Source organism: bacterium (assembly GCA_037200965.1).
Lineage (GTDB): Bacteria > Patescibacteriota > Minisyncoccia > Phycocordibacterales > Phycocordibacteraceae > C7867-001.
Genome location: JBBCGK010000001.1, coordinates 381,691 through 394,852 on the forward strand (window position 1 = coordinate 381,691; position 13,162 = coordinate 394,852).

Genomic DNA, 13,162 nt, shown 5'->3' on the forward strand with positions numbered 1-13,162 from the left:
TAGCACTACTCTCTTGAGCGCAGAAGCATGGAAAGGCGGTCGGAGAAAGCTTTAAGAAGCGTGTCGTCGGCTATGGAAAGAGGAAGAACTTCAGCTCCGCTGGCCTCCCTGAGAGCCTTTACGCGCACCTCGATCTCCCCTTTCGAATCAATCAGGTCGGTTTTTGAGAGTACGACGAATTCCCTTTTCCCCTCGAGCTCGCGTCCGAAGCCTTTGAGCTCGTCCCGCACCACCCTATAGGCCGCAACCACGTCATCTTGCTCAGCCGAGACAAGATGTACAAGAAATCCGGTGCGCTCGATATGTTTTAGGAATTTGGTACCGAGACCTCGGCCAGACGAGGCTCCTTCGATAAGGCCCGGGACGTCGGCAAGAATGAAGCCATAGAAGTCACCAAGGTTCGGCTCAAGGGTGGTGAAGGCATAGGCGCCGACTTTGGACTTTGAGCTGGTAAGTGCGTTGAGGAGCGAGGACTTCCCTGCGTTCGGGAAGCCTATGAGACCCGCGTCCGCGATAAGTTTGAGGGTCAGTTCGATATCCCCAGCCTCTCCCGGTTTCCCCGGCGTTGCCCGGTCAGGATTCCTATTCTCGCCGCTTTTAAAGTGAGGGTTGCCAAAGCCTCCGGCACCCCCGCGAAGGATTACGATTCTCTGTCCTTCCTCGAGAATTTCGTACTCTTCCTTTGTCGTGCGATTTTTCGCGACGGTACCCACCGGCACCCTGAGTATCGCCGGCTCCCCGTCCGCACCGTGTTTGTCGTTATTACCGCCCGCCTCCCCGTCACCCGCACGGACTTTTTTCGTGAATCGATAGGTTGCGAGCTGTGCGAGGTCGCGTACGCCTTCAAGTATCACGTCACCCCCCTTCCCGCCGTCTCCTCCGGACGGCCCCCCCTTGTCTTTCCCAAACGCATGGAGCCACCGGACGACTCCGTCGCCTCCCCTCCCCGCTTTCGCCTGCACCCGAACCTCGTCTACGAATGCCATATGGATTCACCCTAACACACTCTTTTCACCCACGCTCGTATCATGGTATAATGTATCTATGCAAACGATTGACTCAATAAAAAAGAAGGCGGCGGCGGTGCTGCCTGATTATGGTGTAACGGAGGCATACTTATTCGGTTCCCTCGCGCGAGGTGACGGACGTGAAGATAGCGACGTCGATATTCTCGTACGATTCGATGGTGTACGCGGACTTTTCGCATTTGTTGCGGCTAAACTCGCGATGGAGGAAGCGCTTGGAGGCTGCTCCGTCGATCTGGTGCAGATAGACGCGCTTCGTCCGGAGTTCCGGGCCGATATAGAGCGCGAGAAGATACGGCTGTTCTAAACCTATGGGAAAGGATGTCCGGGTTTATTTGCACGACATACTCGAATACAGCGACCGTATTATCGCAAGCATCGGGCAGGTAACGTTTGATGAGTTCCGAAACAGCCTCGATCTTCAGGACGCTACGATGCGGCGATTCGAAGTTGTCGGCGAAGCTGTAAAACGCGTACCGGAAGCGGTGCGCGTCCGATATCCAGATATCGAATGGGCACAAGCGACCGGATTCCGTGATGTGCTTGCCCATGACTATACTGAAATCGTCATCGACGATCTATTTTTCACCGCGAAAAACGACCTCCCTGTATTTCGCGAGCAGATTCGGCAGGTACTCGAGGAGCTGAAGGCTAAAGATTAGCGGATTCAATTTACTCAATACGGACGAGCCACGCCGCATCATCAAGACGCGACCATTCGTCCGCAATGACAAGGCCTTCTTTTTTGCCTTTTATATATCCTTCTTTGAGGCGCTTGTACAATTCCGCGCGGGGCATAAAGGTGAATATCGCTCTCACTATTCAGTACTCATTACCCATCCCTCCTTAAGAAGAGATTCTGCTTTCTTATACTTCATCGTCTGCGTCTCATCTCCCTTTCTGATAGTTACCATGTCGTTCCTGCCCGGAGTCGAACCCTTCACGATCGTGGCCGGTGCGCTTGTGCCGTTTCCCGCGGATTCGCTCCCGCCCGCGGCCATAAGCTGCGCGCGAACTCTCTCCTCTTCGGCGCGGATGCGCGCGGCCTCGGCCGGGATGATGCGCGGAAGCGCCTGCCGCACGGCCTCGGCGATGCTCGCCTCCATGTGCCGGAATCGCGCAAGCCCTTCCTTCCTGTATTCGATGAGCGGGTCTCTCTGGCCATAGGCACGAAGGGATACGGAACGGCGGAGGTATTCCATGGTCTCCAGCTGCTCGAGCCAGAAGGCATCGGTGACCTGGAGGACAAGCCTGCGAAGAAGCTGCACGAAATCCTCCTGACCGTACTCGGCGCGCTTCGCTTCGTACGCTGCCTGCGCCGCTTCGTCGCCCATGATGAGTTCGAGTACGAGCGCTTCGATGTCCTCGGCGCTTCCCGTGAGTGCGGCACGGCGGCGGGCATAGACCGCGAGGCGCTGGGTGTTCATCACGTCGTCGTACGCGAGCACCTGCTTGCGGGAATCGAAGTTGAAACCTTCGATGCGCTTCTGCGCGGTCTCAAGCGTCGAGGTGATCATGGAGCTCTCGATCGGCTCGTCCTCGGGAATGCCGAACGTGCCCATGACTCTCTTTATGGTATCCGCCGCAAAGACCCGCATGAGCTTGTCTTCAAGCGATACGAAGAATCTCGTCTCGCCCGCGTCTCCCTGGCGTCCGGCACGACCCCGAAGCTGGTTGTCGATGCGGCGCGCCTCATGCCGCTCGGTGCCGATGACCGCGAGGCCGCCAAGCGCGACGACCTCCTCGCGCTCCTCGGGAAGCGCCGGAACGCCCCCGAGCTTGATGTCGACGCCGCGTCCGGCCATGTTGGTCGCGACGGTCACCTTCCCCTTCCGGCCCGCCTGCGCGATGATCTCTCCTTCGCGTTCGTGGTTCTTCGCATTCAGCATCTCGTGCGGGACTCCCGCGTTCGTAAGATAGGCGCTCACGATCTCGTTATCCTCGATCGAGACGGTGCCGACGAGGACCGGCTGGCCCTTCCCGTGGAGTTCCTTGATGTATTTCGCGACCGCCGCGTACTTCCCCGCCGCGGTCTGGTAGATGAGGTCGTTGTGGTCGGCGCGCTTCGTAGGCCTGTTGGTCGGAATCACGACCACCTCGAGCCCGTACACGGTATAAAACTCCTCTTCGGACGAGAGCGCGGTGCCGGTCATGCCCGCAAGCGCGTCATACATGCGGAAATAGTTCTGGAAGGTCACGCTCGCGTACGTGCGCGTCTCCCGCTGCACCGCGACGCCTTCCTTGGCTTCGACCGCCTGATGAAGCCCTTCGGACCAGCGCCGGCCCGGCTGAAGGCGCCCGGTGAATTCGTCGACGATCACGACCTCCCCGTCCTTGACCACATACTCCTTATCATTATGAAAGAGCGCCTTGGCGCGCACGGCCGTCTCAAGATGGTGCGCGTATTTCATGCCGCCTTCGGTATACAGATTTTCGAGACCGAGCACCTTCTCGGCCTTCCCGATGCCTTCTTCGGTGATCTGGATCGCCCGCTGCTTCTCGTCGATGGTATAGTCCTCACCTTCCTTGAACCCTTCGACGATCTTCGCGAAGCGCACGTAGAGGTCTCCCGATTCCGCGGCCGGACCCGAGATGATGAGCGGGGTACGCGCCTCGTCGATAAGGATAGAGTCGACCTCGTCGACGATGGCGTAGTGGTGCCCGCGCTGGGAAATCTGGGAAGCGTCGTAGGCGGTGTTGTCGCGCAGATAATCGAAGCCCAGCTCGTTATTGGTCGCGTAGGTGACATCCGCCGCGTACGCCTCCTTCTTGGTCGCGGGTCGGAGATAGTCGTAGAACACCCGGAAGGAGCCAAGTTCGTCGCGCGCCTTGTCTTCCTCCTTCTCGACGTGCGATTCGTCGTAGAGATAGCTCCCGCCTGAGGTGACGACGCCCACCGTTATGCCGAGATAGGCGTATACCTGCCCCATCCAAGTCGCGTCGCGCCTGGCGAGGAAATCGTTCACCGTGACGATATGCACGCCCTTGCCTGCAAGCGCCCGAAGCACCGCCGGAAGCGTCGCGACCAGGGTCTTGCCTTCTCCGGTGCGCATTTCGGCGATCTTGCCGCGCGCAAGCGCGAGACCGCCGATAAGCTGCACGTCGAAATGCCGTTCGTTTCGCGTCCTGCGGGCCGCTTCCCGCACGATGGCGAAGACTTCCGCGATAGCCTCGTCCGAGGGCTTTCCGTCCGCAACGCGCGTCCGAAGACCCTCAAGCCGGGCCGCAAGCGCTTCCCGAGGAAGCTCCAGAAGCTCGGATTCGAGCGCATTTGCCCGCGCAACCACGGGCGCGGCTTCCTTCAGGAATCCTGCGGACTGGTTGCGGGAGAAGAGCCGGTTGAGGATATTGGCCATGAATCGACACTATAACGCGAAAAGCCTCCTTGTGGGAGGCTTTTCGCTCTAGATCGGTTCCGCCCGAAGGGCGTTGCCAAACTATTTGCGGCGCTTTGCGGCCTTGCGCTTTGCAGGCTTCTTTGCCTTCGACTTCTTCGAAGTCTTCTTGGCTGCCTTCTTCATTTTCTTTGCCATGGTGTTTCGTAAATTAATTTCTTGCTCATCGACCCATCCACGCGAGAAATAATTCACGCATGAATGTTTCTAATGAACAGTATCGCGCGTAATAACTTTTTGTGTGAGCGAAAAAACAAAAGTGTGGATAACTTTTTATCCGAACGCGCGCACTTCGCGCACGACAACGATGCCGGTAGCGTCAAAAACTTTTTTCGCGATCATATCGGCGAACGCTTCCACATCCGCCGCGGTCGCGCCGTCCTCGGCGACGAGCACGAGCGCTTGCTTCTCGAAAAGGCGCACGCGCTTCTCCCGGAAACCCCGGAGTCCGAGTACGTGATCCAGAAGCCACGCAAGCGGCACCTTAAGATCGCTGGTTTCCGGCATGGAGAACAGCGGCATTTCCGGGTAGCGCGCCTGAAGCGCACGGGCATGTGTTTCGGGAAGGATCGGGTTCTCGAAAAACGACCCCGCAGTACCTTCCTTCGAGAGGTCGGGGAACTTATCGGCACGAATGGACAGGATGGCCGTCCGGATATCGGCGAGCGTCGGGGCCGGATTCTCCCCGAGCACCCGCGCGACATCTTTATAGGAGCGGTTCGGATCCCGGTACGAGAAATTCGGCGCCGGAACGCTCGAAAGCGTGAACGTCGCGCGCATGATGACGTGTTTCCTTCCCTCGTGCTTAAAGAAACTGTCGCGGTATCCGAACCGGCATTCATCGCGGGTGTATATTCGGGACGCAAGGAGCGCAGTATCGAACGCTTCCGCGCGTACAAGCGTCCCGGAGAGCGCGGCCCCGTACGCGCCTATATTTTGTACGACGGCGCCGCCGACGGTACCCGGAATCCCGGAAAGATTCTCAAGACCCCACAGGCAGCGCAGGACGCATATGCGTACGAGTTCGTCCCACAGGATTCCCGCTCCGGCCGTGACTTCGACGCTGCCGCTTCGAAGCTCAGAAAACGTGACGCCCGGAATCCGCGGACGAAGGACGACGCCTGGGTATCCCGCATCGCGCGCAAGCACGTTCGATCCTCCGCCTAGTATGAAAACGGGAAGGCCGAGCTTGCGGGCTTCAAGAACCGCTGTTTCGATATCTTCTCCGGTATCGCAGTCGATGACGAAGCGCGCGTCACCGCCGATCCTGAGGGTGGTGAGATTCCGAAGCGAGACGTTCTCCCGGATCGTCATTGGCCCTGGGCCGCCATCGCGTCGATCTGCAGGAGAAGATCCCGGCCCTGGGCCGCGGCCTCGGGATGCGCCGCGATGCCTTCCTGGACCGCCTTGCGCGCGCTTGAAAGGTCGCGCGCGTTCACGTATCCGGCCGCGAGGCGGAACCAGGCGTTCGCCGCCCCGTTCTGATCGATCACGTTCTGCGCCAGGCTTCGTATAAGGCGCGGCCAGTCCTGAAAACGATAGTACGCGAGAATGAGTTTCTCGTTCGCCACGCTTGTCGTCCCGAATGCGTCCTGGAGAATGGCATCCGCTGCGACGCTGTCGCCGGTGATGACGCTTCCGACCGCCGCATAGACGGCAAGATCGCTGAAGGAAGGATCGAGCGCATAGGCTTTCTCATACGCTTCCTTCGCACCGGCCATATCTCCCGCTTCCCAGAGGGTATTTCCTTCTTCTATATATATGCCCTGCTTCCTCGGCGACAGCGCCTCGGCGGCTTCATCTTGTTTGAGTGCGTTCTGGCTGTCCCCGGCGACCCGATAGGCGAGGGCGTATTCGAGGCGCAGGCGCGGATCAAGCGGCAGACGTTCGACGAGCTCTCCCATCTTGGCGATCGCGAAAGAGGCAATCGCGGCTTTATCCTCCTGACCCGTGCTTTCGCTGCTTATGGCGCTCACTGAAAACGACACGAGCTGTTCGTTTATCTCCTGGGAAGCGAACGCCGGGTGCGTGAGCAAATCCCTGAACGAGGCAAGCTGCCCCGCAGGCCCTTGCGCCGAAGGCGTGATGGCTTCGATAAGCTGGCTCCCCGCCCGGATACCGGGCACGTTCACGAACCAGAGAACGGCGAGGAGCAGCACCGCGGCCACCGGGAGAACCATGGTCGACGCCGACTCGTCGGCGACCTCCGGCAGGCGTTCAAGGTACGGAACGGGGCGGGCGCTCTTCCCGTGGATATACGCGATGACTAGAACGAACAGGAGCGAGGATATGAGATTGTCGAAGACGAACATCGAATGCACCCCGTACGCAACCAGAAGCGACGACAGGCCGACTTTCTCCGCGATCGTGAATTCGGGACGCCGCAGCAGGAGCCAGAATGCGGCGATGAAGAGGCTTATATACAGAAGGAACGCCGGAAGACCGCCCGCGACGAGCCAGTCGACGAAGGAATTATGCGCCCGGTCAAACCACGCCTCCTGGTCATACAGCGACGGGCGATAGAATTCGCTGAAGACGTAGTTGTAGCCTTCCTGACCCCAGCCGAGCACCGGATGCACGAGGAATCCTTCGTACGCCATGTGCCAGAGCGCGAAGCGCGTCGAGCCCTGGTCGATCGAAATGGACGCGATGCGCGCAAGCGCGGAATTGTTCGTAACGAACGACGAATCGCGTACCAAGAAGAATCCGCCGCACAGGACGAGGACTGCGATAACCGCTCCCGCGCCGTACCGCCGAGTTTTCCCGCCCGACAACAGCGCGGCGAGAAGACCGGCAACCGCGGCTCCGATGACGACCCCGAGGACCGCCCCGCGCGTCTCGGTCTTAAAGAGGATATAGGTCTCAAAGAGGATAAGCAGCGGGAGCGCATACCGGAGCCACGAACGGCGTTCGATCTCGCCCCGCAGAAGCCAGGCGGCTATGCATATATGGAACAGGAGATATACCGCAAGATACGTGGCGTTCCCGAGAGATGCGTCCAGACGCCCGCTTCCCTGGTGTATCGCGGCGACGCCCAGAAGCTGCAGGACGCCGTGGAGGCACACGATCACGGAAACCCCGAGCGAGGTAAGCCAGAGCCGGCGCCACAGATCCTTGGCTGACAGTACCGAGCTCGCTACCACAAAAAGGCCGAGAAGATGGACGAGCGTGATCCATCCCTCCATCCGCTCGAAGTTGCTCCAGAGCGCCTTTTCGGGGTTTATCGCGAAGCAGTCGGCGAGGAACATCCAAAGCACGAATACGGCGAAGAGCGCGCCAAGCCAGGAGAAGCGCGGGCGGTATCGCTTGTCGGCAAACGCGAGCACCGCCCATCCGGCGAGCGCGATCTCGACCAGGATACGGAAGGCGAACGCCTTTCCGGTTATGAACGGGAAATACAGGCTGTTCGTGACCAAAAGCGGAACAAAGGGCAGAAGGAAGAGCGCCCCGACCGCCGTCCACCACCCTATCTGAGCTGCCGTCCCTTTCACATGCATATTGCAAAAACTATATCACGCCGAAGCAAGCAGCCAGGCTACGTTCCCGGCAAGCACGGCACAGACCAGGCCGTAGCGCACGGCAGGATGCCGTACCCGCGACAGCGCAAGCACCGCGATGAGCGCGAAAGCGGGCGCGATGATGAAAAACAACCGGGACGAAACATACCCCCAGAAGAACGCCATGCAGGAGGCAGGGATGGCGATAAGCAGGAAGCGCTTCTGCCACACGGCAAGCCCACGGACGCGGGCGAGACCGAACGGCACGAGAAGCCAGCCAAGGCCGAGAAGCGCCGCGAGGCTTTTCGCGATGTTGAAGGCCGTGAATTCGGTCTTGAAACCGGCTTCGCCCGCCTGGTGATACCAGGAGAGATACGTGTAGTGATAACGTGTATAGACAAAGATTTCCCAGGCAAGATTCACGACCGCGAAGACACCGACATATACGAAAAGGTCGCGGAACCTCTCGCGCCACGAAAGAGCCGGGTGCGCGAGAATCGCAAGGCCGAAGGCGAGCGCCGCGACGGCGCTGTACTCCTTCCAAAGGAAGCCGAGGGTGATGACTGCGCTGTTTATAAGGAGCACTCGCCATCCGGGAGCGCGCAGGTACCGGAGCGTGAGCGCGAACGAAAGCACGCAAAAGAAGAGCGCGCCTGTTTCCGTATACAGATCAACGCCGTACCTGAGCACGGGATAGCTCGCGCCAAGCAGGAGCGCAAGGAGCGCGCTCTCCTTCGCAGCGAATCCGAAGGCGCGCCCGAGCGCGTAGCAGGCCGCTATGAGAAGGAAATAAAAGACGACAACCTGCACGAGAAACGCGGTTCCCGGAGGAAGCGCCGTTTCGAGCGCCGCGACCGAAAGCGGAGCGAGCGGCTTCAGGATTCTCCCGGGATTCGCGGCCGCATCCGGCGCGCCCCTGAAAAGTTCCGCGGTTTCAAGATAGCTCGCGTAGTCGCTATTGAGCGTAAGCCCGGCGGCATCGAGCTTAAAGACCGCGAGTCCCGCGCCGATGATTAGAACGCATACAAGCGGCGTGAGGGCCGTATGGGAGATAGCGCGCAGCGGCTCCATAGTCAGGATACGCGCTTCCGGGCCGCGATAAAGACGCCTCCGGACAGCAGATGATCTTCGGGAGCGGAACGGTTGATATCGCCATACGAGCGCACGACGAGCCAGTCCATCCGTGAAAAGAGAAGCGCGAGAAGATAAAGGAGACCCTTCGTAACTTTTCCTCCCCGCACGTCGGACTGGAAGAATATCCGCTGAAGCTGCACGCCAAGGGCGTAGAACGGCCCGCTGTCCCCTGCCGCTTCGACGATTTCGAACCGGTGGAACAGCTTCCGGAGGCCGTACGGCGTGAAGCGCCAGTAATCCCCGGGCGCGTCGTGGACCGGAAACGCGAAGCGCGTCGTAAGGAGGGCGAGGCCGCCGGGCGCAAGCACCCGGTGGATTTCCTCGACTACTTGCCTCGGATCATCCGCATGTTCGAGCATCTCGGCGCATACTACCCGCTCGAAACTTCCGTCCGGAAACGGCAACCGGTGCGCGTCCCCGAGCACGTCCGGCTTTCGCGCGGGATCGATATCGACCGCGATGCTGTCCGGAAAATAGTCCTTGTGCTCGCCGCTCGTCGCCCCGATGTCGAGCGTGTGCGCGCCGGTGGCGTACTTCGCGAGGAATCCGCGTATCTTGCCGTGCGTGAGTTTTATCATGAGCCCTGCCGTAAAGCCGCACTATACCACGCGGCCGGATACGGTGCGGAAATGGTATAGTCTCCATGACATGCCCTCTCCCCATATGCGCAAGCTCGCGCGCTATGTCGTTTCCGGCGGAACCGCAACCGCGGTGAATTTGCTCGTGCTCTATCTTCTCGTCGATCACGCGGGTATGCATTATCTTTCCGCCTCGGTCCTCTCCTTCCTCAGCTCGACCGTCGTGAGCTTTACGCTTCAGAAGTTCTGGACGTTCCGGAACCGGGCGACCGAACGCATGCACTTCCAGTTCGCGCTCTACGCACTCATCACGGTCACGAACATTTGCATCAATACCGCTCTCATGTACGGTTTCGTGGACGTGCTTGGCGTTTGGTACCTCGCCGCGCAGGTGCTCTCGGGCGGACTCATCGCCATTGCAAGTTATTTTACGTACCAGAAGCTCGTCTTCGCGTCCGCATGAAGAAACTTTCCGTCATTATTCCCGCGTATAACGAGGAGCGCACGCTTGCCGAAATCGTGCGGCGCGTACGGGCCATCGACCTGTCGCCGCTTGAAATCGAGGTTATCGTCGTCGACAACAATTCCAAGGATTCGACCTACGCCATCGCTTCCGGCATCCCCGGCATTCGCGTCATCAAGGAAAAAACGCCCGGCAAAGGCGCGGCGGTGCGCGCGGGCTTTGCTGCCGCGGCCGGGGACATGGTGATCATCCAGGACGCCGATCTCGAGTACGAGCCGAAAGACTATGCCTCCGTGATCGCGCCGATCCTCTCCGGGAAGGTGAAGGCGGTCGTCGGCGTGCGCACGATCATTCCCGAAGACGCCCCGCCCCGCGGAGTGGCATACGATATCGGAAATACGCTCATCACGCTTGCGACGAACATTCTCTACGGAGGCAATGCCGAAGAATATACGGGCTGTTATAAGGCGTTTACGAAAGAGCTTATCGATTCCATACAGGTACGGGAGCATGGTTTCGCCTACGAGCACGAGCTCGTATGCAAAGTACTGAAGCGCGGAAATGCGGTCGCGAGCGTCCCGATCCACTATTACCCCCGCAGCTACGACGAAGGCAAAAAGATCAACTGGAAGGACGGGTTCCGCATCCTTTGGGCGATCATCAAATACCGCTTCGTCGATTAGGAAGAAGGCGGGTATACTTCCCTCATGCCACGCGGCAAGACACTCGCGCTTCTTCTGGGTCTTGCTATCGCCATCATTCTTGCCGACGTATTCATCTTCGGCATCGGACACGTCGACACCGGCACCTACCTTTCGCAGATCGACGGCTGGCGGCACTTCACGTTCGCGGTCACGGACAATCCGTGGGACGCGTTCCGGGCGTTCAAGCCGCTCTACGGCGTTCTCGGGCTCGTCGGGTGGTTTCTTTCGCCGGTCGCCGTGCTGCTTGTCGTAAACGCGGGGTTCCTCTTCGGGCTCTCGGTCGCGGCCTACCTTTGTCTCGAACGACTCGGGTTCTCAAAGGAAGAGACGCTTCTCGGCACGTTCTGGGTCATGACCGCCTATCCGGCGCTCGGCCTCGGGTTTGCGGCTGGTACCGATATTTCGGGATGGTTCTTCTGCGCCGCGACCATCGCGATCGCGCTTCAGGCGATCAGGCTCGAAAGCGATCGCCTGCTTATGCTCGCGTCGCTCGTCGGTTTTCTCGGCGCGACGGGGAAAGAGACCGGGGTTCTGGGACTCGTATTTGCCGGTACCTATCTTCTGCTCGTATTCTTCGATCGGGGATTTCGCCGCACCCTCCGCTCGCTCGCGGCGCTCTGCCTTCCCTTCCTGGTCCTAGAAGGACTGCTGCTGTTTGCCATAAGCCAGGCGGGACTTCCCGGATTCTTCGGCTGGGTCACGTTCAATAACGCCCTGTATGCCGATATCCATACGCTTAAATACTTTATAGGAGCGGAACTCGCGACGTTCGGTATCCTGTGGCTGCCGGCCGCTCTTGGCGCATATGCGCTTCTTGCGCGCCGCATTCGGACCGGTGCGCGGGAGTGGAAACTCCTCGCCGCGCTCGGGTTAGCCGCGCTCATACCGATCGCGTGGCCGACATTCACCGACCGCATCCTCTACATCCAATGGATCGCCCTTGTTCCGCTCGCGCTCTATGGCGCGCGGTTCCTTGGTCTCCCCCGCTATCGCTGGATCCTCTACCTTGCACCCGTCGCCGTAAGCGCGGTGTTATTGTCCATCGGAGGGCATGACGGGCTGTACCGCTTCGCGCACTATCTTGCGAATTTCCTATGAAAAGATTCCGAAATACTCCGCTCGTGCGGCTTCTCGAGCGCTATACCAAAACCGATATAACCTACCTCGCGTCAGGCGGTTTCTGGCTGTCGCTTGATCAGGTAGCGACGGGGCTTGCCGCGTTCCTGCTGGCGATCGCGTTCGCGCATTTCGTCCCGAAGGAAACGTACGGAACCTACCGGTATCTTTTGTCCGCGTTCTGGGTACTGACCGCCTTTTCCCTCACCGGCCTCCCTACCGCGCTTTCCCAGGCGGTCGCCCGGGGGCGCGAGGGGGTATACCGTTCGTCATTCGCGACGAGCCTCGCATGGGGCCTGCCGTTTGGCGTTATCGCGCTTGGCATAAGCGCCTACTACTTCGTGAACGCGAACGCGCAATTCGGGTACGGGTTCCTCATCATCGCCGTTCTCGGTCCCCTCATGCAGCCCGCGTATTTGTTCGGGTCGTATCTCATCGGCAAGAAAGAGTTTCGTGTGGTCGCCATCTCGGGCGCGATATTCGCCGTTGCGCCAGCCGCCGCGCTTTTCGCGACCATGTTCGCGACGCAGAGTCCGCTCGTATTTCTCGTTATCTATCTGCTCAGCAGCGTTGTTACGGGCTTCGCGCTCGCGGCATTCACGTATATCAGGTACCGTCCGAACCGCGTGAACGATCCGGAATTCCGGGCGCTCGGCGCGCACTTCAGCGTCATGAATCTCCTCACGACGCTCGCGGGACAGGTTGATAAGCTCGTCGTCTTCCATTATCTCGGCGCGGTCGAGCTGGCCGTCTACGCATTCGCCACCGCTCTTCCCGAACAGCTTAAGAACGTATTCGGCGGCGTCTCGACCCTGGCGCTTCCCAAGTTCGTCGCGCGGCCCTTTGAAGAGGTGCGGGCGAATTTCTGGAACCGCCTGTGGCTTTTGACCGCGGGCCTTGCGCTCGCGGCGCTTGCCTATGCGGCGGCCGCACCGATGCTCTTCCACATTTTCTTTCCGACCTATGCCGAAGCCATCTTCTATTCGCAGGTGTACGCGCTCGCGCTCGTTCCGATCGGGAGCGCCCTTCCCTCGACGCTCCTGCAGGCCCAGGAAGCGAAGCGGGAACTCTATATCCTCAATATTGTGTCCCCTGTTTTCCAGATCCTCGCGCTCGTTCTTCTTACGAGCATGTACGGCCTTATAGGCGCCATCGCAGCGCGCATCGCGGGACGGGTATGGACGTTCGCCGTGAGCGGCGCGCTCCTTGAAGCGTATGCGTGGCGCAGGAAGCGCTTCTCGGGCGCATAG

Annotated in this window: 13 protein-coding genes; 6 read left to right on the forward strand and 7 right to left on the reverse strand. The window is 59.8% G+C overall.

Annotation, left to right across the window (positions count from 1 at the left end; all coding sequences use genetic code 11):
* Positions 1–5 precede the first annotated feature (5 nt).
* Positions 6–986: a GTPase ObgE gene (gene obgE, locus WDN10_02280; protein ID MEJ0053532.1), complete on the reverse strand. Its 981-nt coding sequence runs from the start codon at positions 984–986 to the stop codon at positions 6–8.
* Between the two features lie 58 nt (positions 987–1,044).
* On the opposite strand from obgE, the gene WDN10_02285 reads away from it, so the two are divergent.
* Entirely contained in the window at positions 1,045–1,332 is a 288-nt protein-coding gene (locus WDN10_02285; protein MEJ0053533.1) for a nucleotidyltransferase family protein, read from the forward strand.
* A 4-nt stretch (positions 1,333–1,336) separates the two neighbouring features.
* Positions 1,337–1,687: a DUF86 domain-containing protein gene (locus tag WDN10_02290; protein MEJ0053534.1), complete on the forward strand. Its 351-nt coding sequence runs from the start codon at positions 1,337–1,339 to the stop codon at positions 1,685–1,687.
* A gap of 10 nt (positions 1,688–1,697) precedes the next feature.
* Here WDN10_02290 and WDN10_02295 read toward each other — a convergent pair whose 3' ends face one another.
* The 6 genes from WDN10_02295 to WDN10_02320 all read right to left on the reverse strand — a co-directional run bounded on the left by WDN10_02295 (position 1,698) and on the right by WDN10_02320 (position 9,629).
* Positions 1,698–1,823, reverse strand: a complete 126-nt coding sequence (locus tag WDN10_02295) for a hypothetical protein (GenBank protein MEJ0053535.1) — start codon at positions 1,821–1,823, stop codon at positions 1,698–1,700.
* A 20-nt stretch (positions 1,824–1,843) separates the two neighbouring features.
* On the reverse strand, positions 1,844–4,381 hold the full coding sequence (gene secA / locus WDN10_02300; protein MEJ0053536.1) for a preprotein translocase subunit SecA: 2,538 nt from the start codon (positions 4,379–4,381) through the stop codon (positions 1,844–1,846).
* 312 nt (positions 4,382–4,693) lie between these two features.
* Positions 4,694–5,734, reverse strand: a complete 1,041-nt coding sequence (gene murB / locus WDN10_02305) for a UDP-N-acetylmuramate dehydrogenase (GenBank protein ID MEJ0053537.1) — start codon at positions 5,732–5,734, stop codon at positions 4,694–4,696.
* Positions 5,731–7,917: an O-antigen ligase family protein gene (locus WDN10_02310; protein MEJ0053538.1), complete on the reverse strand. Its 2,187-nt coding sequence runs from the start codon at positions 7,915–7,917 to the stop codon at positions 5,731–5,733. The genes murB and WDN10_02310 overlap by 4 nt, the downstream gene beginning before the upstream one ends.
* Positions 7,918–7,932: 15 nt before the next feature.
* On the reverse strand, positions 7,933–8,988 hold the full coding sequence (locus WDN10_02315; GenBank protein MEJ0053539.1) for a glycosyltransferase family 39 protein: 1,056 nt from the start codon (positions 8,986–8,988) through the stop codon (positions 7,933–7,935).
* Positions 8,989–8,990: 2 nt separating this feature from the next.
* Positions 8,991–9,629 (reverse strand): methyltransferase domain-containing protein, encoded by a 639-nt coding sequence (locus WDN10_02320; GenBank protein MEJ0053540.1) that lies wholly within the window; start codon positions 9,627–9,629, stop codon positions 8,991–8,993.
* 70 nt (positions 9,630–9,699) lie between these two features.
* On the opposite strand from WDN10_02320, the gene WDN10_02325 reads away from it, so the two are divergent.
* From WDN10_02325 to WDN10_02340, 4 genes are read left to right on the forward strand one after another with little or no spacing between them, the layout of a single operon-like run.
* Positions 9,700–10,092 (forward strand): GtrA family protein, encoded by a 393-nt coding sequence (locus WDN10_02325; GenBank protein ID MEJ0053541.1) that lies wholly within the window; start codon positions 9,700–9,702, stop codon positions 10,090–10,092.
* Positions 10,089–10,775, forward strand: coding sequence for a glycosyltransferase family 2 protein (locus tag WDN10_02330; protein MEJ0053542.1), 687 nt, complete (start codon positions 10,089–10,091; stop codon positions 10,773–10,775). The genes WDN10_02325 and WDN10_02330 overlap by 4 nt, the downstream gene beginning before the upstream one ends.
* A 24-nt stretch (positions 10,776–10,799) precedes the next feature.
* Positions 10,800–11,894 (forward strand): hypothetical protein, encoded by a 1,095-nt coding sequence (locus WDN10_02335; protein MEJ0053543.1) that lies wholly within the window; start codon positions 10,800–10,802, stop codon positions 11,892–11,894.
* Positions 11,891–13,162, forward strand: a complete 1,272-nt coding sequence (locus tag WDN10_02340) for an oligosaccharide flippase family protein (protein ID MEJ0053544.1) — start codon at positions 11,891–11,893, stop codon at positions 13,160–13,162. Before WDN10_02335 ends, WDN10_02340 begins: the two co-directional genes overlap by 4 nt.